Annotated in this window: 20 protein-coding genes; 8 read left to right on the plus strand and 12 right to left on the minus strand. The window is 70.9% G+C overall.

The features are described from left to right. Positions 1 to 164: 164 nt before the first annotated feature. Both V1227_RS25410 and V1227_RS25415 read right to left on the minus strand, forming a co-directional pair. Positions 165 to 2,939, minus strand: coding sequence for a sacsin N-terminal ATP-binding-like domain-containing protein (locus V1227_RS25410; RefSeq protein WP_329787996.1), 2,775 nt, complete (start codon positions 2,937 to 2,939; stop codon positions 165 to 167). Next, complete coding sequence (locus V1227_RS25415) at positions 2,936 to 3,673, minus strand: DUF3027 domain-containing protein (protein WP_329787997.1); 738 nt, start codon at positions 3,671 to 3,673, stop codon at positions 2,936 to 2,938. Before V1227_RS25415 ends, V1227_RS25410 begins: the two co-directional genes overlap by 4 nt. A gap of 58 nt (positions 3,674 to 3,731) precedes the next feature. On the opposite strand from V1227_RS25415, the gene V1227_RS25420 reads away from it, so the two are divergent. The 3 genes from V1227_RS25420 to V1227_RS25430 are packed head-to-tail and all read left to right on the plus strand — an operon-like array spanning position 3,732 to position 6,468. Next, positions 3,732 to 4,484 carry a glutaminyl-peptide cyclotransferase gene (locus V1227_RS25420; RefSeq protein ID WP_442916361.1) on the plus strand — a complete coding sequence of 251 codons (753 nt, stop codon included), beginning with the start codon at positions 3,732 to 3,734 and terminating at the stop codon, positions 4,482 to 4,484. A gap of 4 nt (positions 4,485 to 4,488) precedes the next feature. Further along, a complete protein-coding gene (locus V1227_RS25425; protein WP_329787998.1) occupies positions 4,489 to 6,003 on the plus strand; it encodes an MFS transporter in 1,515 nt (504 codons plus the stop codon). Between the two features lie 30 nt (positions 6,004 to 6,033). After that, positions 6,034 to 6,468: a DUF2771 family protein gene (locus tag V1227_RS25430; RefSeq protein WP_329787999.1), complete on the plus strand. Its 435-nt coding sequence runs from the start codon at positions 6,034 to 6,036 to the stop codon at positions 6,466 to 6,468. A gap of 4 nt (positions 6,469 to 6,472) precedes the next feature. On the opposite strand, the gene V1227_RS25435 is transcribed toward V1227_RS25430, so the two are convergent. After that, a complete protein-coding gene (locus tag V1227_RS25435) occupies positions 6,473 to 7,057 on the minus strand; it encodes an HD domain-containing protein (protein WP_329788000.1) in 585 nt (194 codons plus the stop codon). 13 nt (positions 7,058 to 7,070) lie between these two features. Further along, positions 7,071 to 7,460, minus strand: a complete 390-nt coding sequence (locus V1227_RS25440) for a cold-shock protein (protein ID WP_329794108.1) — start codon at positions 7,458 to 7,460, stop codon at positions 7,071 to 7,073. Positions 7,461 to 7,586: 126 nt separating this feature from the next. Here V1227_RS25440 and V1227_RS25445 point away from each other — a divergent pair, with 126 nt between their 5' ends. Beyond that, a complete protein-coding gene (locus V1227_RS25445; protein WP_329788001.1) occupies positions 7,587 to 7,790 on the plus strand; it encodes a hypothetical protein in 204 nt (67 codons plus the stop codon). Here V1227_RS25445 and V1227_RS25450 read toward each other — a convergent pair. Next, positions 7,762 to 8,379: an HAD family hydrolase gene (locus V1227_RS25450; RefSeq protein ID WP_329788002.1), complete on the minus strand. Its 618-nt coding sequence runs from the start codon at positions 8,377 to 8,379 to the stop codon at positions 7,762 to 7,764. The genes V1227_RS25445 and V1227_RS25450 overlap by 29 nt on opposite strands. Before the next feature lie 52 nt (positions 8,380 to 8,431). On the opposite strand from V1227_RS25450, the gene V1227_RS25455 reads away from it, so the two are divergent. Continuing rightward, positions 8,432 to 8,974, plus strand: coding sequence for a TetR/AcrR family transcriptional regulator (locus V1227_RS25455; protein WP_329788003.1), 543 nt, complete (start codon positions 8,432 to 8,434; stop codon positions 8,972 to 8,974). A gap of 115 nt (positions 8,975 to 9,089) precedes the next feature. On the opposite strand, the gene V1227_RS25460 is transcribed toward V1227_RS25455, so the two are convergent. After that, a complete protein-coding gene (locus tag V1227_RS25460; RefSeq protein WP_329788004.1) occupies positions 9,090 to 10,043 on the minus strand; it encodes a Gfo/Idh/MocA family protein in 954 nt (317 codons plus the stop codon). 21 nt (positions 10,044 to 10,064) lie between these two features. On the opposite strand from V1227_RS25460, the gene V1227_RS25465 reads away from it, so the two are divergent. Next, entirely contained in the window at positions 10,065 to 10,439 is a 375-nt protein-coding gene (locus tag V1227_RS25465; RefSeq protein ID WP_236220608.1) for a YccF domain-containing protein, read from the plus strand. A gap of 3 nt (positions 10,440 to 10,442) precedes the next feature. On the opposite strand, the gene V1227_RS25470 is transcribed toward V1227_RS25465, so the two are convergent. From V1227_RS25470 to V1227_RS25490, 5 genes are all read right to left on the minus strand, one after another. Beyond that, the gene (locus tag V1227_RS25470) at positions 10,443 to 10,730 is read right to left on the minus strand and encodes a VOC family protein (RefSeq protein WP_329788005.1); all 288 of its coding nucleotides are present in this window, start codon (positions 10,728 to 10,730) and stop codon (positions 10,443 to 10,445) included. A gap of 107 nt (positions 10,731 to 10,837) precedes the next feature. Next, positions 10,838 to 12,433: an AMP-binding protein gene (locus tag V1227_RS25475; protein WP_329788006.1), complete on the minus strand. Its 1,596-nt coding sequence runs from the start codon at positions 12,431 to 12,433 to the stop codon at positions 10,838 to 10,840. A 14-nt stretch (positions 12,434 to 12,447) separates the two neighbouring features. Continuing rightward, positions 12,448 to 13,233 (minus strand): metallophosphoesterase, encoded by a 786-nt coding sequence (locus V1227_RS25480; RefSeq protein WP_329794109.1) that lies wholly within the window; start codon positions 13,231 to 13,233, stop codon positions 12,448 to 12,450. 53 nt (positions 13,234 to 13,286) lie between these two features. Then, positions 13,287 to 14,078 carry an HAD-IIA family hydrolase gene (locus V1227_RS25485; RefSeq protein ID WP_329788007.1) on the minus strand — a complete coding sequence of 264 codons (792 nt, stop codon included), beginning with the start codon at positions 14,076 to 14,078 and terminating at the stop codon, positions 13,287 to 13,289. A 3-nt stretch (positions 14,079 to 14,081) separates the two neighbouring features. Continuing rightward, positions 14,082 to 14,528 carry a MarR family winged helix-turn-helix transcriptional regulator gene (locus V1227_RS25490; RefSeq protein WP_236220612.1) on the minus strand — a complete coding sequence of 149 codons (447 nt, stop codon included), beginning with the start codon at positions 14,526 to 14,528 and terminating at the stop codon, positions 14,082 to 14,084. A gap of 114 nt (positions 14,529 to 14,642) precedes the next feature. Here V1227_RS25490 and moaA point away from each other — a divergent pair, with 114 nt between their 5' ends. Together moaA and V1227_RS25500 are read left to right on the plus strand one after the other, a co-directional pair. Beyond that, the gene (gene moaA, locus V1227_RS25495) at positions 14,643 to 15,701 is read left to right on the plus strand and encodes a GTP 3',8-cyclase MoaA (protein ID WP_329788008.1); all 1,059 of its coding nucleotides are present in this window, start codon (positions 14,643 to 14,645) and stop codon (positions 15,699 to 15,701) included. Next, positions 15,698 to 15,964 carry a MoaD/ThiS family protein gene (locus V1227_RS25500; RefSeq protein WP_329788009.1) on the plus strand — a complete coding sequence of 89 codons (267 nt, stop codon included), beginning with the start codon at positions 15,698 to 15,700 and terminating at the stop codon, positions 15,962 to 15,964. The genes moaA and V1227_RS25500 overlap by 4 nt, the downstream gene beginning before the upstream one ends. A gap of 125 nt (positions 15,965 to 16,089) precedes the next feature. Here the strand turns inward: V1227_RS25500 and V1227_RS25505 are convergent, their stop codons facing one another. Beyond that, positions 16,090 to 18,363 (minus strand): tetratricopeptide repeat protein, encoded by a 2,274-nt coding sequence (locus V1227_RS25505; RefSeq protein ID WP_329788010.1) that lies wholly within the window; start codon positions 18,361 to 18,363, stop codon positions 16,090 to 16,092. Positions 18,364 to 18,608 lie beyond the last annotated feature (245 nt).

Raw genomic sequence — 18,608 nt, forward strand, 5'->3', positions numbered from 1 at the left:
AGCCCCCAGGGGAACCACCAAACAGGAACCGGCCGCCCGCAAAGCGACCACCCGCAGAAGCCGCCGCCAGCGAAACCGCGCGCTGACGCAGGCGTCCCCCCACTCTCAGGACCCCTCGCAACACAACCTACTCAGGGGGTCTGACAGCAACCGGCCCCCGAAGCTCACCCCAGCAACGTCGCAGCGGTCGGATCACCGATCAAAGCCGCGAACGTGTGCCGATCCCCCCACCGCCCGCACACCCAGGCGAGGGCCCGGGCCAGCCCCTCAGGCGTGTCGGCGGCGTGGGGAACCCCGTCAGCCATCCACCACTCGACCCGCTGCCCGTCCACGAACAGCGAGTCGTGCACCACCACGACCCCATCGGGCAGCGCGACCTCGAGCAGCTCGCAGGCCATCCGGACGGCTCCGAGATCAGCCCAGGCCACCACCGAACCGACGTGGTCCGGCGACCCGTCGAACTCCTCCGACGCCAGCGCCAGGTCCAGCAGGTCCGCCAGCTCCTCGGACCCGTCGGCCAGCAACACCCGGGACGCGGGCACGACCCCCAGCAACCAGGGGTGGTCGAGCACCACGACGTCGTCCGCGGCCACGACCTCGCCGCTCAGCACCCGAACCCGCTCGGGCGGGGCGAAGTCTCCCTCGGGCAGCGCCGCGTAGGCCCGCAGCACGACGGCGTCGGCGATGGTGCGGTCCGCGTCGCCGAGCCGGTCGAGCACGAACTCGGCGTCGTCGTCGTCGAGGATCTCCAACGACGACCGGACGCCGGCGGCTCGCAGCACGTGCTCCGGCAGTTCGACGTCGGGCACGACGTCGAACAGCCCGTCCAGCACCGAGGCACCGGGCAGCCGGAAGGAGCGCGGCGGCAGGCCGGCCAGGGACGCGTAGCGGGCGATCCACCAGCCCGTGTACCCGTCCGGCTCGGTGACGGCGCGCCAGGTGACCGGGTCGGCGGCCAGCAACCTCAGCGCGGCGGGCCAGTCGGCGACCAGGTCCAGGTCCCGGACGGCCACCACCCGCCGGGGCTCGTCGACGGCGGAGGACCACCAGGCGGACTCGTCGGCGAGGTCGTGGTCGGGCCCCGCCGGCTCGTCGTCGACCACCAGGGAGAACCCGTCCACCACGCCGATCGCGACCAGCGCGGACCGCGGGTAGGCCTCGGCGACCTCCTTGGACAGCAGCGGGAACGCGTCCGGCTCCAGAACGCCGACCAGCGCGGAGTCCGGCAGCAGCAGCTCGTCGGCCCGGTGCCACTCCCCGGAGGCGTCCGGCAGCGCCAGCGCGCCGAGCCACGGCTCCTCACCGGCTCGCACGCCGGCCAGGTCGACCAGCCGCAGCACGGTCCCGGCGAGATCGGCGCCGTCCAGCCCGGCCTCGGCGTCCTCCACGGACCGGGCCACGTTCTCGCGCAGCGAGGGATCGGCGAGCAGTTCGGAGGCCCCGGCCTCGACCGCGCCCAGGCGCACCAGCAGCGGGTGCACCGCGTCCGGGTGCACGACGCGCAGGCCGGGCAGCGGCTCGTCGGCGATCAGGGTCGTGCGCGGCCCGGTGACCACGCGGCCGTCGGCCAGCGGCACGGGCAGCGACGCCAGCGCCTCGCGGACGTCCGGGTCCACCTCGGCCAGCGGCTCGAAGGCGGCGTAGACGTCGCGCCACCAGCCGGGGTCGCCGGACACGCCGGCGAGCGCCGCGACGACCTCGGCCGTCGACACGCGCGGAACTTCCAGGGCCGCCAACGCCTTCGCGTGCGCGGGAGCCGACAGCTCGGCGTCGAGCAAGCCCGGCAGCGCGTCCTCGACGAGGTCGACCAGCTCCTCGGAGCCGACGTCGAGGACGCGGGCCCTGGCCGGCTCGATCCACTCGCCGGAAGCGAGCGGCAGCCAGGCGGAGGCGCGCAGCGCGCGCAGCACGGCGGTGCGCAGGCGGTCGTCCACTTCGGACAGCGGGAAGCCGGGCAGCGGCACCAGGGAGGTCCGCTCGACGGCGGGCACGCGGGCGACGAGGGCCGGGTAGGCGGCCGCGGCGGCGTCGAGCACCGACCACGCGGCCGGGCCGGGCAGGATGCGGCGGCGCGAGGGCTCGACCGGCAGCGTGGCGATCAGGCGGGCCGGCAGCGACAGGCGTTCGTCGGTCGGGGTCGGCGCGTGCAGCACGTCCTCGCCCAGCGGCTCGTCCAGCGGGTACGCCCACGAGACGGTCCACTGCGGACGGTGTTCGACGCCGGCGACCAGCTCGCCGGGCAGTTCGCCGACGGTGCGCTCGACCAGCCAGCGCGCCGAGCCGACGGTGACCACGCCGTCCGCGGTGACGAAGCGCTCCCACGACCGGGAGCCGATCTCGATCCGGCGCAGACCCGGCAGCGCGAGCAGGAGGTCGGGGACCTCGGCGGCGAGGTCGTCCAGGGACAGGTCGACCTTCAGCGGCAGGCGGACCTCGGTCGTGAAACCGGAGGGCACCTCCTCGGCGCAGGGCCACACCAGGCGCAGCACCGGCACGTCGCCGCCGCGTTCGGAGGCCAGCTCCGGCACCTCGGCGCGGGTCCGGTCGGCGGAGAACTCGACGCCACCGGACGTCGACACCACGCGCGGCGCGTCGGACACGGCCAGCACGGCCGCGAAGCCGACACCGAACTGACCGACGCCGGACTCCTTCGCGGACGCCCGCAGCGACGCCAGGGCGGCGACGCCCGCGGCGGTCAGGGGCGCGCCCGTGTTCGCCGCGCGCAGCTCCCCGTCGACGAGGGTGATCCGCAGCACACCGGGCTCGGCACCGGCCGCGTCGGCGGCGTTCTGCGCGAGCTCGACCAGCAACCGGTCGCGGTAGCCGCCCAGGCGGAGGTCTTCCTCGGCGTTCGCGTCCTCGCGGAACCGGGTGGGCGAACCGCGCCACGCCGCGAGGACCGAGGTGCGCAGGGCCTCGGTGCCGAACGGGTCGGTCACTCCGAGACGTCCAGAACGTCGAGCTGCGCGTCGTCGTAGACCAGGTCGGCGACCGGCACCATCGGGCTGATGTCGACCTCGACCTGCGAGTGCGCGCCGCAGCCGTACTCGACGTGCACGACGTGGCCGTCCGCGGGCGCGATCTCGTTCGCGCACACGCCGAACGCCGCGCCGAACGCACCGGCCACGCGGGTGTAGAAGCCGCAGGTGCCGCAGTGCGCGGGGGCGCTGCGGGCCATGTCGGAACGCGGCCCGAAGTCCGACGCCGCCCAGCGCTCCGCGGCTTCCAGACGGCCCTCGCGGGACAGGACGCGGGTGCGGCCGAGGCCGATCTCCAGCGCCACCTCCTCGACCGCGGGGTCGTCGGACTGCACGTACGCCTCGACCAGGCGCGGGTCGTCCTCGCGGGGCGGCATCAGGTCGCCGACACCGAGGTCGCCGGCGCGGACCCGTTCGCTCCACGGCACCCACTCCGGGGCGACCAGGGCGTCCTCGCCGGGCAGCAGCACGACCTCGCTGACCGAGACCGGGGTGCCCTCGCCCGCGTAGGCGACGGTCACGGCCCAGTTCCAGCCGCGGTAACCCGCGTGCTCGGCTTCGAAGAGGTGCGTCACCGAGTACTCGTCCTCGGCGGACACCCCCACATGAGCACCGACGCGGTCCAACCCGGCTTCGTCCTGCGCTGCGGCACGGGCGATGTCAACGGCGTCGGCGAGCAGTTGCGTGGCGTTCACGAGCTGAATTGTGCCGCAGGACTTCGCCGGGACGAAAACTCGTGCCACCCTCCGTTGCGTGCGCTCACCCGTCTGGCTGGTCATCGTCGCGGTCCTGGCCGCCTGCTCGACGCCTCAGGAAACAAAACCGCAGGTAGAAGTCCTGCAAAAGATTCCGCACGACACCTCGGCGTTCACCCAGGGGTTGGAACTCGTCGACGGCGTCCTCTACGAGGGCACCGGACTCGAGGGCCAGTCGACGATGCGCGCGCTCGACCCGTCGAGCGGCAACGTCCAGAAGAAGGTCGACCTGCCGCCTGACTTCTTCGGCGAGGGCATCACCGTCGTCGGCGACACCATCTGGCAGATCACGTGGCGCAACGGCGTCGCGATCGAACGGGACCGCCGGACGCTGGACGAGCTGCGCCGCGTGAGCTACGAGGGCGAGGGCTGGGGCATCTGCGACGACGGGCAGCGGCTGGTCATGAGCGACGGCACGGCCGAGCTGACCTTCCGCGACCCGAAGACGTTCCGGGAGACCGGAAGCGTGCAGGTCGTGCGGGACGGGAAGCCGCTGTCCCAGCTCAACGAGCTGGAGTGCGTCGGCGGCAAGGTCTGGGCGAACGTCTGGAAGACCGACGAGGTCGTCCGCATCGACCCGTCCACCGGCCGGGTGACCGGCACCTACGACCTCTCCTCGCTCAAACCGCCCGGTGACGTGGACGTCCTCAACGGCATCGCGCACGTCCCCGGGACCGACGAGTTCCTGGTCACAGGCAAGAACTGGCCCACCATCTTCCGGGTGAGGTTCAACGGCATGGGGCAGGATTGACGGTGTGACGGGCGACCGCGGGTGGAGTGACGACGGAACTCCGAAGCGCTACCCGTGGCAGGACGACGAGTACCGGCCGCGGGAGCGCCGCGGGGCGCCGTCCGAGCACGGGTTCGAGCCGCCTCCGCGCGGCCCGCAGAACACCCGTCCGCTGCCGAACCAGGACCAGCAGACGACCCCGACGCCCAAACCGCCGCGCAAGCTCACGGTCACGCGCGTCGCGTGGTTCCGCAGCAAGCAGCTCTCGCAGCGGGCGGTCGCGGCGTTCCGGCGCGCGGCCCGCGCCGACGGCGCCGGCAAGTCCGGCATGACATCGGTCACCTACGCGGTGATGATGAACTACGCCGCCGACGCCGCGATGGCCGTGGCCCTGGCGAACACGCTGTTCTTCTCGGCCGCGAGCGCCGAGTCCAAGACCAAGGTCGCGCTCTACCTGCTGATCACCGTCGCGCCGTTCGCGCTGATCGCGCCGGTGATCGGCCCGCTGCTCGACCGGATCCAGCGCGGCCGCCGGCTCGCCCTGGCCTCGTCGTGCGTGCTGCGGATCGGGCTGTCGGTCGTGATGGCGCTGAACTTCGACAACTGGCTGCTGTACCCGGCGGCGCTCGGCAGCATGGTGCTGTCCAAGTCGTTCACCGTGCTCAAGTCCGCGATCACGCCGCGCGTGCTGCCGCCGGAGATCACGCTGTCCAAGACCAACGCCCGCATGACGGTGTTCGGGCTCGCCTCGGGCGCGGTGTTCGGCGCGCTGGCGGCGGGCTTCGCGAACCTGTTCGGCTCCCCCGGCGCGCTGTGGTTCACGGCGGTGCTCTGCGGCGTGAACGCGTGGCTGTGCATGAAGATCCCGTCCTGGGTCGAGGTGACCGAGGGCGAGGTCCCGGCGACGCTGACGTCCAGGCCCGCGAAGCAGCGCATCTCCCGGCACGTCGCCGTCTCGTTGTGGGGCAACGGTTCCATCCGCATGCTGACCGGGTTCCTGACGCTGTTCGCGGCCTTCGTGGTGCGCGCGCAGACCGAGGGCGACGCGGTCCGGCAGCTGCTGCTGCTCGGTGTGATCGCCGGCGCGGCGGGTGCCGGCAGCTTCCTCGGCAACGCGATCGGCGCGCGTCAGCACTTCGGCAAGCCCGACGAGGTGGTCATCGCCTGCGTCGCCACGGCCCTCGCCGCGACGATCGTCGCCGCCGTCCTTCCCGGCCTGGTCACCGCCGCGATCGTCGGCCTGCTGGGCGCCACGGCGTCGTCGCTGGCCAAGATCAGCCTGGACGCGGTGATCCAGGACGACCTGCCGGAGGAGTCGCGCGCGTCGGCGTTCGGGCGTTCCGAGACGATCCTGCAGCTCGCGTGGGTCTTCGGCGGTGCGCTGGGCGTGCTGCTGCCCGCGACGTTCTGGATCGGCTTCACGGTGCTGTCCGTGCTGCTCGCGCTGGGCCTGGCGCAGACGTGGATGTACCGCAACGGCACGTCGTTGCACCTGCTGCTGGGCAGGCTCGTCCGCCGGCCCTCGCCGGCGACCCCGTAGGCTGCTGACGTGCGTCGACTTGCTTCGGTAATGGCTGCCAGTGTTCTCGTGCTGTCCGGGTGCTCGTTGCAGCGGCACGACCCGGAGGTCACGTTCTACGCGAACGGCGAGACCATTCGCATCGAGCCGACGATCTACTGCGACGTCGAGGGTGCGAACTGCGCCGAGAAGAACGCGCCCGGCAGCCTGAAGGTGCCGGCGGGCAAGGTCGTGCAGATCTCCGTGGACGGCCAGCTCGCGAAGGGCCTCTGGGAGGTCGTGTGCGTGTACGAGAACGCCGCGAAGGTCCAGGAGGGCTGCACCTCGCCGTTGCTCGGCAAGGGCGAGAACTACACCTACACGCTGGCCGTGCCGGACGACTCGGACCAGTTGCTGCGCATCGAGGTGCACGAGGCGGCCGGCGCGGTGCTGGAGACCGGCCAGCCGCTCATGCGCGGCTCGTGGGTCGTCGACATCACCCGCTAGGCACCTACCGCCTGCCGAAGGCCTCCCACCACTCGGTCGGCGCGATCCGGAGCGCGGAGTCCATCAGCGCCCTGCCGGTGTCGGTGACCACCGACTCCTGCATGGTCTGGATGAAGCGCTCCATCTTGGAGATCCCCGCCGCCTGGTACTCCCTGGCCTGCACCAGCAGCTCGAGCTTGTCCGCGTCACGCGAGCAGCGCGCCTCGGGCGTGTGGTCGAGGTCCTTGGCGGCCTCGTGCTCGGCGACGAGGGCCTCGACGTGCGCGGCGAGCGGTGCGGGCAGGTGCTGGACCTGGTCGCGCGCCACGGCCTCCGGCGGCACCTTCACGTCGAGGTAGAGCTTGCCGACGTACGGGATGTCGCCGAGGCGCGTCTCGGGCACGTCGTGGAAGAGGCCCAGCGTTGCCGCCCGGTCGGGGTTCGCGCCCTCCTGCACGGCGATCGCGAACGCCAGAACGCCCACCCGGAACGAGTGGGCGGCCACCGTCTCGGGGTGCTGCACCCCGGCGAAGAGCCACCCCGCTCTGGGCAGGCGTTTGAGCTGGCCGACCTCGTAGACGAACTCGACGATCCTGTCAGCGTCAGACATGACGCCGATCCTTTTACGGATCGAGGTCCCGCGCCACCGCCCGGACGACCTCGGCGATGAGCTTCATGTTCTTCTTGTCGGACGGGTAGCGGCCGCGGCGCAGGTCGGGCTGGACCTTGTTCTCCAGCAGCTTGATCATGTCCTCGATCAGGCCGTGCAGCTCCTCCGCGGGACGGCGGCGCGCCTCGACGACGGACGGCGCGGGGTCGATCAGGCGCACGGACAGCGCCTGCGGCCCGCGGCGGCCCTCCGCCATGCCGAACTCGATGCGCTGGCCGGCTTTCAGACCGGTGACACCCGGAGGCAGGGCGGCCTTGCGGACGTAGACGTCCTCGCCACCGTCCTGGGTGACGAACCCGAAGCCCTTCTCCGTGTCGTACCACTTGACCTTGCCGGTCGGCACCGCGCTCACCATTCCCAAGCTTGTCGCACAACGAACGCGCCCCGGGGCGTACCCAGGACGCGTCCCACCAGAGTAGCCAGAAGACCAGACCGAAGGCACCTCCGTTAGCACGACTACGCTGCCGGCATGACCGCTCCGAAGCTGATGCCGCTGGCCATCGGCCTGTTCGCCGTCGGCGTACTGGCCATCGTCGCGGTCTTCGTGCTGTTCATCGCGGGCCACAGCGACCTGCCCGTGTGGCTGAACGTCGCCGCGACCTACCTGCCGGCGATCGGCCTGGGCCTCGGGATCATCGCGGTGGTCAGGAAGTCACGCCGGAAGAGGTCCTGAGCCAGTCCGGGAACTCGCGCAGGTCCTCCAGCACGACGGCGGCGCCCGCCCCGGTCAGCTCCGCCCGTGAGCACGGCCCGGTGACGACGCCGACGCCCAGCGCCCCGGCCGCCTCGGCTCCCCGCATGTCCCCGACGTGGTCGCCCACGTAGATCGCGGCGCCGTGCAGCTTCAGCGACTCGGCCTTGCCCGTCGACCACAGCTCGCCGTAGAGGTGGTCGACCTCCCAGCCGAGCGCTTGCAGGTGCAGCGCGGCGTTCTTGCGGTACTTGCCCGTCACGATCATCGTCCGGCCGCCGAGCTCGCGGACGCTCTGCAACGCGGCGGACGCTCCGGGCAGCGCGACCGTCGCGGGGATCACGACCTCCGGGTACAGCGCGCGGAAGAGCGTGATCATGTCCGGGATCTCCTCCTCGGGCACGCCCATGTCGCGGTAGATCATGTCGAGGGGCGGGCCGAGGTTCGCCGCGAAGTGCTCGCCGTCGAGGTCGTGGCCGGTGCGGGCACCCACCTCGTTCAGCACGGCGGCCATGCCCGGCCGCGGGTCGATGAGGGTCATGTCCAGGTCGAAACCCACGGTGAACGGCACAGGACCCGACTCTACGTCTTTACAAAAGCCGTATTTGTGTAAAGGTGAACGCGTGAGCGACATCACCGGGCTCCTGCTGGACGCCGCCGCGGACCTCCTGGCGGCACGAGGGTTCCACGGGCTGCGCATGATCGAGGTGGCCAGCCGTGCGGGGGTGAGCAGGCAGACCGTCTACAACGAGTTCGGCAACAAGGAAGGGCTCGTGCAGGCCGTCGCGGCCCACAAGACGGAGGAGTACCTGACCGGGATCGCCACCCGGCTCGGCGAGAACCCCGACCCGTGGGAGGCGATGCGGTCGGCGTTCCGCTTCACCTTCGAGCAGACGGAGAAGGACCGGCTCGTCTCGGCGGTGCTGACCGGCCAGAACGCCGAGGACCTCCTGCCGTTCATCACGATCCGCGGCCACCCGATCCTCTTCCACGCCACCGAGGTCGTCGAGCAGCACCTCAGCGGGCACTTCCCCGGCAGGCGCGTGCGGCTCACGGCCGAGACGACCGTGCGGCTCGCCCTGAGCCACCTGCTGATGCCGAGCGGGGACCTGGACAGCGCGATGGACGCCGTGGTGCGGGTGGCGAGAGTGACGATGGACGCATGACGCCTGACCCCTTGTTGCAATAACATGGCAACAGGGTGAGGTGTCCGGAGGTTCTCGTCGCGCCGGCCGCGTGGGCGTTGGGCCTCGCGGCCGGTGCGACGACCGTGGCGCTGGTCTACCCGGCGGTGTCGTAGGCGACGCCGAGCTGGCGCAGCGCCTCCTCCACCGTGCGCATGATCTGCAGCGTGTTCTCCCACGTGATCGCCGGGCTCTCCGTCAGGCCGGCGGCGACGTGCTGCTCGACCGCGCGGATCTGGTGCGTGTAGCCCTCGTCCTCGATCGTGTGCTCGACACCGTTGATCGTCGCCCTGGTGGCGTTGAACATCGGGTCGGCGATCCGGATGCTGCCGCCGGTGCCGACGACCTCCGCCTCGCAGCGGAGGTTCGCGACGAGCGAGCAGCTCAGCAACGCGTGCGCGCCACCGGGGTAGCCCAGCAGCAGGCCGACGTCGGAGTCCACATCGGACGGTGCCACGCCGCCCCAGGCGTGCACCCGCTCGGGAACGCCGAGCAGCAGGTGCGCGAGGGCGACGGGGTAGACGCCGAGGTCGAGCATCGCGCCACCGCCCGCCTCCTTCGCCCAGAGCCGGTCGTTCGCGTCGAAGGGGTGCGCGAAGCCGAAGGACGCGCGCAGCGACCGGACCTCTCCGATCTCACCGCCGCGGACGGCGTCGTGGACCCTGCGGATCAACGGGTTGAACCGCGTCCACATGGCTTCCATGAGGAAGAGGCCGCGGGCGCGCGCCCGTTCGACCATCTCCTCGGCCTGCGCGACGGAGAGGCCGATGGGCTTCTCGCACAACACGTGCTTGCCCGCGTCGAGCGCGGCGAGGGTGACCTCGCGGTGCCGGCCGTGCGGGGTGGCGACGTAGACGACCTCGACGTCCGGGTCGGCGAGCAGCTCCCGGTAGTCCCCGTACGCGCGCTCGACGCCGAACCTGTCGGCGAACGCCCGTGCCTTCGCGACGTCGCGGGAGGACACCGCGAGAACCGTGACGCCCTCGACTTTCAGCATGTCGGCGGTCACGGTCTGCGCGATACCGCCGGTTGCGATCACACCCCACTTCATGATGTGAGCTTAGATGGACGCATGCGCCTCATCCTGAACGTGATCTGGCTGGTGCTCGCCGGTTTCTGGATGGCGGTCGGGTACGCGGTCGCCGGCCTGGTCTGCTGCATCCTGATCATCACGATCCCGTGGGGCATCGCGTCGTTCCGGATCGCGAACTACGCGCTCTGGCCGTTCGGCCGCGAGGTCGTGGACAAGCCGGGGGCGGGCACCGGGTCGCTGCTCGGCAACGTCATCTGGATCGTCGTCGCCGGCATCTGGCTCGCGATCGGCCACGTCGTCACCGGCATCGCGCTGTGCGTGACGATCATCGGCATCCCGCTCGGCATCGCGAACTTCAAGCTGGTGAAGGTCTCGCTGGTGCCGCTGGGCAAGGAGATCGTCGAACTCCCGTGAGGGCTACCGGGCCTCGTCGCCCATCACCGCGATGTGGCCGACCGTCTCGAAGCCGGGCAGGTCGTAGTCCTCGAAGCGCACGCCCCGGCCCTCCGGCACCGTGTGCCCGGTCTGCGCACCCTTCTCCGCGGGCATCAGGCCCCGCGCGTCACCCCGGCCGAGGGCGAAGACCCGCGTGCCGTCCGGGGTCGTGGTGATGGGCTCGAGACCGAGCACGTCCGCGTAGAAGCGGCCTGCGCGCTCGGGGTCTTCGACGGGCAGCATCGTCGTGGTCCTGGTGGCGGTGAGCATGCTCGCCTCCTTCGACGGGGACCACTGATGCCGCGCGCCGCGCAGCCCCGCCCACCAGGGTCTTTACGCCTCATCACCCCGTAGTGCGGCGATCACGGTCCGTCCGGTCAGGCGTGCTCCGCGCTGTCGTCCAAGCCGAGCAGCTCCACCGACCTGGCCCGCATCTCCACCTTGCGGATCTTGCCGGTCACCGTCATCGGGAAGTCCTCGACCACGTGCACGTACCGCGGGATCTTGTAGTGCGCGAGCTTGCCGGCGCAGAACTCCCGCACGGCCTCGGCGGTCAGCTCCCCGGCGCCCTCGCGCAGGCGCACCCACGCCATGAGCTCCTCGCCGTACTTCGCGTCGGGCACCCCGACCACCTGGGCGTCGAGCACGTCGGGGTGCGTGTGGAGGAACTCCTCGATTTCGCGCGGGTAGATGTTCTCGCCGCCGCGGATGACCATGTCCTTGATGCGGCCGGTGATGTTCACGTACTCGTCGTCGTCCATCACCGCGAGGTCGCCGGTGTGCATCCAGCCCGCGGCGTCCACCGCCTCGGCCGTCTTCTCCGGTTCGTTCCAGTACCCGAGCATGACCGAGTAACCGCGCGTGCACAGCTCCCCCGGCTCGCCGCGCGGGACCGTGAGGCCGGTCCCGGGGTCCACGATCTTGACCTCGAGGTGCGGGCCGACGCGGCCGACCGTCCCGACACGACGGTCGAGGGAGTCGTCGACACGCGTTTGCGTCGACACCGGGGAGGTTTCGGTCATGCCGTAGCAGATCGAGACCTCGCGCATGCCCATCCGGTCGACGACCTGCTTCATCACCTCGACCGGGCACGGCGAGCCCGCCATGATGCCGGTGCGCAACGACGACAGGTCGTAGCCGTCGGCCAGGTCGAGCATGGCGATGAACATCGTCGGCACGCCGTAGAGCGACGTGCACTTCTCTTCCTGAACCGCCGCAAGGGTTTTCGCCGGGTCGAACGCCGGGGCGGGGATCACGACGCACGCACCGTGGCTGGTGGCCGCGAGGTTGCCCATGACCATGCCGAAGCAGTGGTAGAACGGCGGCACCACGCAGATCCGGTCGTGCTCGGTGTAGTCGATCAGCTCGCCGACGAAGTAGCCGTTGTTGAGGATGTTGTGGTGCGACAGCGTCGCGCCCTTGGGGAAGCCCGTGGTGCCGGACGTGTACTGGATGTTGATCGGGTCGTCGCGGTCCAGCTCGACGTCCGGGAGCTCGTCGCCGGTCCACCGCGGGTCGTCGGTGAAGACGACGTTCTTCAGCGCGTCGCAGCGCGGCCGGACCTCGGCGATCATGGCCGCGTAGTCCGAAGTCTTGAACGACCGCGCCGACACCAGCGTGTGGATGCCGGCCTGGTTCAGCACGTACTCCAGCTCGTGCACGCGGTACGCCGGGTTGACGTTGACCAGGATCGCGCCGATCCGGGCGGTCGCGTACTGCACGAAGACCCACTCGGCGCAGTTCGGCGCCCAGATCCCGACCCGGTCGCCCTTGCGCACGCCGAGCGAGTGCAGCCCGGCGGCGGCCCGGTCGACCTCGGCCGAGAGCTCCGCGTACGTCCACCGTCGATCTGTTGCCTTGTCGACAAGTGCCTCGCGATCCCCGAACCGCGCGACCGTGGCCGCGAGGTTCGCGTGGATCGTGTCGCCCAGCAACGGGGCGGTGGACGTGCCCGAGGAGTAGCTGAGGGTCATCCCCCAGACCGTAGTCAGGCTCCCGCGTATGGCAAGGGCACGACCAGGCACGGACCGCCGCTGTAGAGCCCCGCGTCGATCGCCAGCACCTTGTCGCCGGCGTACACGAGAGGCCCGTCGATCTCCTCCGGCGGCACCCCGAGCTGGTCGGCGATGACGCTGTGCCCGTGCACGATCCGGCTGCCGCCGAGGGTCGCGAGCAGCTCGTCCGCGATCTCCGGGCCCTGCGGACCGCGGAACGCGTAGCGGGTCGTCATCTTGCGCCAGCACTCCCACCACTCGACCAGGTCGTCGCTCTGGAGCACCTGGCGGACGGCCTCGTTGACCTCCTCGATCGAGGACCCCCATTCGAGGTAGGCCGCCGTGTCGGAGTGCATCAGCAGGTGGTCGTCGCGCAGCTTCAGCACGGGCCTCGTGGTGAGCCACTCGACGTGCTCGTCGGTCAGCCGGTCCTGGTCGCTGCGCAGGCCGCCGTTCAGCAGCCAGCTCCGCGCGAACGACCGCGGCCCGAGGCTGTCCGGCACCTGCTCGTCGCCGAACCGGTGCATGCCGAGCAGCAGCACCTCGTGGTTGCCGATGAGCGAGCTGACCGTGCCGCCCGCCTCCGCGGCCTCCTCGCCCAGCCGCATGACCAGGTCGATCACGCCCACGCCGTCGGGACCGCGGTCCACGAAGTCGCCGAGGAACCACAGCTCGGCCTCGCCGCCCGACCAGCGCCCCTCCTCGTCGCACAGCCCGGCGACGTGCAGCGCTCTGATCAGTTCGGCTAGGTGCCCGTGCACGTCACCCACGACGTACATCGGGCGTCGATCCGTGTCCACCTCCGCGACGATAGGTGATGGATCCTCGCGCGTCAGTGGTCAGTCCAGTCGCCGAACGGGTCCGCGGAGTGACCGACGAGCTCCGCGATCGACTTCAGCACGCGCGTCGGCCGGTACGGGTACATCTCGGCCGTCTCGGCGCTGAAGACCCCGGACAGCACGAGGATGGTCGACAGGCCCGCTTCCAGGCCGGACCGCACGTCGGTGTCCATCCGGTCGCCGATCATCAGCGCCTGCTCGGAGTGCGAGCCCAGGGCGCGCAGGGCCGAGCGCATCATCAACGGGTTCGGCTTGCCGACGTAGTACGGCTCACGTCCGGTGGCGCGCTCGATCAACGCCGCCACGGCGCCGGTCGCGGGCAGCGAGCCCTCGCGCGACGGGCCGGTGGCGTCGGGGTTGGTCGCGATGAACTTCGCGCCCTCCTCGACCAGCCGGATGGCCTTCGTGATCGCGGTGAAGCTGTAGGTGCGCGTCTCGCCGAGCACGACGTAGTCCGGGTCGCGGTCGGTCAGCACGTAGCCGATCTCGTGCAACGCGGTCGTGAGGCCGGCCTCGCCGATGACGAACGCCGAGCCGTTCGGGCGCTGCGAGTCGAGGAACCGGGCCGTGGCCAGCGCGGACGTCCAGATGGACTGCTCCGGGATGTCCAGGCCGGTGCGCTGCAGACGTGCTCGCAGGTCCCGTGGCGTGTAGATGGAGTTGTTGGTGAGCACGAGGAACGGCGTCTCGGAAGCGCGCAGCTCCGCGACGAACTCGTCGGCTCCGGGGATCAGGTGCTCCTCGTGCACGAGGACGCCGTCCATGTCCATCAAGTAGTGCCACATGGCCTAAGTATCGATCACGCGCTTGCGGAACGTCTCGGTCTGGAGCTTGAGATAACGCTCGATCACCTCGAGCTCGGCCGCGTCGAACTGCTCCAGGACCTCGACCATGCTGTCGCGGGCCTTCTCGAACGGCGCGCCGAACTTCTCCAGGTCACCGGGCGTGACCTCGACGAGGACCTTGCGGCGGTCGCGCGGATCCCGGACACGGCGGACATAACCGGCGCGCTCCAGCCGGTCGATCACCCCCGTGACGGCACCGGTGGACAGGCCGGAGAGCTCGGCGATGCGCCCGGCGGTGAGCGGTCCCTCCGCCCGAATGGCGAGATCGAGGCACTTCTCGTCGGTCGCGGACAGCCCCATCTGCTCAGCCACGCGCGCGTGGAACATGACGGTGAGCGCGCTCTGCTCCCGCATGTACCAGGTGAACCTCTCCATCACTTCCGGTTCCATGCCGAACATCTTAGCTAGTAAAACAATTTGTTGTGACATTGCTCCAACGGAGCGGCGGTGAGAAATCTCGTTCGTGGAGTCATCTGCAAGGAGTTGTTCATTAAGCTGAACAAGGTGACAGCAGTGGAGTTGGGACTACCCGTCGTGCGCGGCACACCCGACGCGTCCACGCGTCCGGACTCGCCCCTGCTCGTCGACAGGTTCGCCCGGGTGGCGAAGGACCTGCGGGTCTCGCTCACCGACCGCTGCAACCTGCGCTGCACCTACTGCATGCCGGCCGAGGGCCTCGACTGGCTGGCCAAGGACGAGCTGCTCACCGACGCCGAGCTGATCAGGCTCATCCGGATCGCGGTGGTCGACCTGGGTGTCACGGACATCCGGTTCACCGGCGGCGAGCCGTTGCTGCGGCGCGGCCTGGAGCAGGTCATCGCCGCGACCGCCGAGCTGGAACCGCGTCCGCGCATGTCGATGACCTCGAACGGCATCGGGCTCGCCCGGCGCGCGCGGTCGTTGAAGGACGCCGGCCTGAACCGGATCAACATCTCGCTCGACACCCTCGACCCCGCGAAGTTCGCGACGCTGACCAGGCGAGACCGCATCACGGACGTGCTGGACGGCCTCGACGCCGCCCGTGAGGCCGGGCTGGAGCCGGTGAAGGTCAACTCCGTGCTGATGCGCGGCGTGAACGAGGACGAGGCCGTCCCGCTGCTGCGGTTCTGCGTCGAGAACGGCTACCAGCTGCGGTTCATCGAACAAATGCCGTTGGACGCGCAGCACGGCTGGACGCGCACGAACATGGTCACGGCCGATGAGATCCTCACGAAGCTCTCGGCCGCCTTCACGCTCACCCCGTCGGAGGTCCCGCGCGGTGGTGCCCCGGCCGAGCGCTGGCTGGTCGACGGCGGCCCCGCGGTCGTCGGCGTCATCGCGTCGGTGACCAGGCCGTTCTGCGCCGCCTGCGACCGCACCCGGCTCACCTCGGACGGCCAGATCCGCAACTGCCTGTTCAGCAACGGCGAGACCGACCTGCGCGCACTGCTGCGCGACGGCTCCCCCGACTCCGCGATCGCCGACGCCTGGCGCGCGACGATGTGGGCGAAGGCTGCCGGTCACGGCATCAACGACGAGGGCTTCTCGCAGCCCGACCGCCCCATGAGCTCCATCGGAGGATGACAGTGAGCACCGCCGTGAACGTCCGCTACTTCGCGGGTGCGCGGGCCGCGGCCGGGGTGGCCGACGAGGACCTGCTGCTCGACGCCGCCGAGCCCACCGTGGCGCTCGTGGTGAGCACCATCGGCGAACGGCACGGCGACAAGCTCGGCAAGGTCCTCGCGGTGTCGAGCTTCCTGCTGGACGGCGTGGCGGTGCGCGACACGTCGACGCGCGTGCCCGCCGGGGCTCAGCTGGACGTGCTGCCGCCGTTCGCGGGCGGCTGAGCCAGCCTCCGCACCCACGCCGTTCGCCCGGTCTCGCGCGCCAGTTCCCCGGCCCGCAGCCGGTGCCGTCCTGCCCGCGCGGGGTCTCCCGCGGCCAGGTGGATCTCCGCGAGTTCGGCCTCGACCTAGACGCGGCGCACCCGCAGCTGGCCCCGTTCGGCGATCTTGCTCGCCTCGGTGGCGCGGTGGAGCGCCTCCTGCAGGTCGCCCTGCTCCCGGAGGTCGGCGGCCAGCCCGGTGAGCGCCTGGACCTGGCCGCGCGCCAACGCGGCGTCCCTGCACGTCATCAGTGCCTGTTCGTGCTGTGCGGCGGCCTCGTCCAGCCGCCCGAGCCGCCGCAGCACCGTGCCGAGGGTGCTGCGGGCGTCCGCCTCTGCCATCTCCTTCTCGGCGCCCGCCGACGCCTCGACCGCGCGCCGGCAGACGATCTCGGCCTGCTCGAACCGCCCCTGTTCGAGCAGGAGGAACGCGCGGGCGTCCAGGACGCGGGACTCGAACGTCGGGCCGAACTCCGGTGTCAGGAGCGCCTCCACCTCATCCAAGTACTTCGCCACCCGGGCCAGGTCGCCGATGAAGAGGTGCGCGATCGCGAGTCCGTGCAGGCAGAACGCCACGCCTGCGGTCAGCTTCCGCTCGGCCGCCATCCGCAACGCCTCCTCGCAGCGCGACACCGCGAGCGGCAGCGGGCCGAGGTCGGTGAGGACGCAGCCGAGGTTGAACAGCGTGGTCGGGGTGGGCGCGATGCCCAGCGACTCGTGCATGGCTCTCGCCGCCTCGGCCAGGTTGCCGAGTTCCCAGTGGATGATGCCCAGGTTGCCGACGTAGGACGACAGCGAGTGGAGGTCGTCGCCGCGACGTGCCAGTGCGACCGCGTGCTCGTACTCGGGCAACGCGTCCACGAAGTTGCCCGACCGCCAGTGCGCGAGACCGAGCGAGCCGCGCATGCTCGCCTCGGCCGTGACGTCACCGAGTTCCTGCGCCGCTCGCAGGCCCGCCCGCGCGGACACGTACCAGTCGGCCACGTTCGCAGCGTGGCGCAGGAAGTAGCCGCGCATCGAGTCGGCCAGCTGCCAGGCGATCGGCCGGTCCCCCGCGGCGAGCACGGCCGCAACCACGTTCGCGCGTTCGGCGTCGAGCCAGGCGAGCGCGTTCGGCATGTCGCCCACGTCGTGCGCGGGCAGGTCGTCCTGCAGCGGCGGCACCGCCAGCCGCTGCAGTTCCGGGTTGAGCGTGCGGCCCGCCGCGTCGGCGTTGAGGAGGTAGTACTCGTACAGTCGGGTGGGCGCGTCCGCGCCAAGGCGGCGCGCGTAGACGCCGAGCAGGTCGTGCAGGCTGTACCGCTCCTTGGAGCGTTGCACGAGGTTCGCGGTGACGAGGTGGCCGAGCGGCACCGTCGCGTCCCTGCCGAGCAACGCCGTGGCGGCCTCGACCGGGAAGTCCGCGCCCGGCACCTGGCCCAGCAACCGGAAGAGCGAGCGGGACAGTTCGGGCTGGGCGAGGTAGGAGAGCTCGAAGGTGGCCCTGACCGCGGTGTCGCCCTCGATCTCCAGGGCCTCCAACCTGTTCTCGCCCCGCAGGTCGGTGAGGTAGTCGGTGATGTCGCGCTCCGCCAGGTGCGCCGCGGCGATGCGCAACGCGAGCGGGAGGTGGGCGCACAACCGGATCAGCTCCGCACGCTCGTCGGGCCTGCCCGCGACACCCGTGTTGTCGAGCAGTGCGCGGGCGTCGGCATCCGTGAAGACGCCGACGACGATCTGGTCGTGTTCGGGCAGGTCGGCGCGGCTGGTGACGATCGCTCGCGACCTGTCGCCCGCCGGGCACAGCGGACCGATGAGGTCGTGGGAGGCGTTGTCGATCACCACGAGCACCGCGCGGTGCGCGGTCAGCTGCCGGAACAGCGCGATCTGGGCGTCGAGGGCCGCCGGGACCTGCTCGGTCCCGAGGGCGCGCAGGAACCGCGACAGCGCCTGCTTCGCGGTGACCGGTTCGCCTTCCGAGAACGCCCGCAGGTTCACGTACAACTGACCGTCCGGGAACCGCGCGCTCAGCCGGTGCGCGACGTGGACAGCGAGCGAGGTCTTGCCGACCCCCGGCGGTCCGGTGACGGCGAGCACGGGCGCCTCGCTCGCCAGCGCTCGTGCGATCTCGTCCTTGCGGCCCACGAAGTCGGGGAGAACCGCGGGCAGCTGACGCGGCTCCGGCCCGCGCGCCACCAGCCGGTACCCGGACGTCTCGGTGACGACCTGGTCGGTGGCGCGCAACCGTTGTACGAGCTTGCGCAGCGCCTGCCGGGGGTTCGCCAGCCGCTTGTCGGGCCAGACGGCGTCGATCAGGTCGTCGAACGGGACCGGCTGGCCCGGTGCGGCGGCCAGAGCCCGGCGGAGCGCGTCGATCCTCATGCACCTGATCTTGGCGACTCGGCCCGCTCCGGTCGACCGCGTCGCGCCCCCGCCGGACACCTTTCGGAGGCGCCGCGGGAGCCGCCACGAACGGTCGACACACGTGAGCCATGCCTCACTTTGAGTGATAGATCTCGATCGATCTCAGAAGGGAAACGGAATGATAACGGCGCTCTGAGCTGCATGTTTGTCGGCCTAGCACAAGTCTTCGAGTCATTACAGTGATGCGTGTCACAGCGCGAAAC

Source organism: Lentzea sp. DG1S-22, assembly GCF_036321065.1.
GTDB classification, from domain to species: Bacteria; Actinomycetota; Actinomycetes; order Mycobacteriales; family Pseudonocardiaceae; genus Lentzea; species Lentzea jiangxiensis.

Bases quoted from the DNA above. Each gene is read 5' to 3' on its own strand.
- V1227_RS25460 (WP_329788004.1), bottom strand. From the start codon at position 10,043: ATGAAGTGGGGTGTGATCGCAACCGGCGGTATCGCGCAGACCGTGACC.
- V1227_RS25475 (WP_329788006.1), bottom strand. From the start codon at position 12,433: ATGACCCTCAGCTACTCCTCGGGCACGTCCACCGCCCCGTTGCTGGGC.
- V1227_RS25430 (WP_329787999.1), top strand. From the start codon at position 6,034: ATGGCTGCCAGTGTTCTCGTGCTGTCCGGGTGCTCGTTGCAGCGGCAC.
- V1227_RS25485 (WP_329788007.1), bottom strand. From the start codon at position 14,078: ATGTGGCACTACTTGATGGACATGGACGGCGTCCTCGTGCACGAGGAG.
- V1227_RS25470 (WP_329788005.1), bottom strand. From the start codon at position 10,730: ATGCTCACCGCCACCAGGACCACGACGATGCTGCCCGTCGAAGACCCC.
- V1227_RS25445 (WP_329788001.1), top strand. From the start codon at position 7,587: ATGACCGCTCCGAAGCTGATGCCGCTGGCCATCGGCCTGTTCGCCGTC.
- V1227_RS25500 (WP_329788009.1), top strand. From the start codon at position 15,698: ATGACAGTGAGCACCGCCGTGAACGTCCGCTACTTCGCGGGTGCGCGG.
- V1227_RS25480 (WP_329794109.1), bottom strand. From the start codon at position 13,233: ATGTACGTCGTGGGTGACGTGCACGGGCACCTAGCCGAACTGATCAGA.
- V1227_RS25465 (WP_236220608.1), top strand. From the start codon at position 10,065: ATGCGCCTCATCCTGAACGTGATCTGGCTGGTGCTCGCCGGTTTCTGG.
- V1227_RS25490 (WP_236220612.1), bottom strand. From the start codon at position 14,528: ATGGAACCGGAAGTGATGGAGAGGTTCACCTGGTACATGCGGGAGCAG.
- V1227_RS25435 (WP_329788000.1), bottom strand. From the start codon at position 7,057: ATGTCTGACGCTGACAGGATCGTCGAGTTCGTCTACGAGGTCGGCCAG.
- V1227_RS25505 (WP_329788010.1), bottom strand. From the start codon at position 18,363: ATGAGGATCGACGCGCTCCGCCGGGCTCTGGCCGCCGCACCGGGCCAG.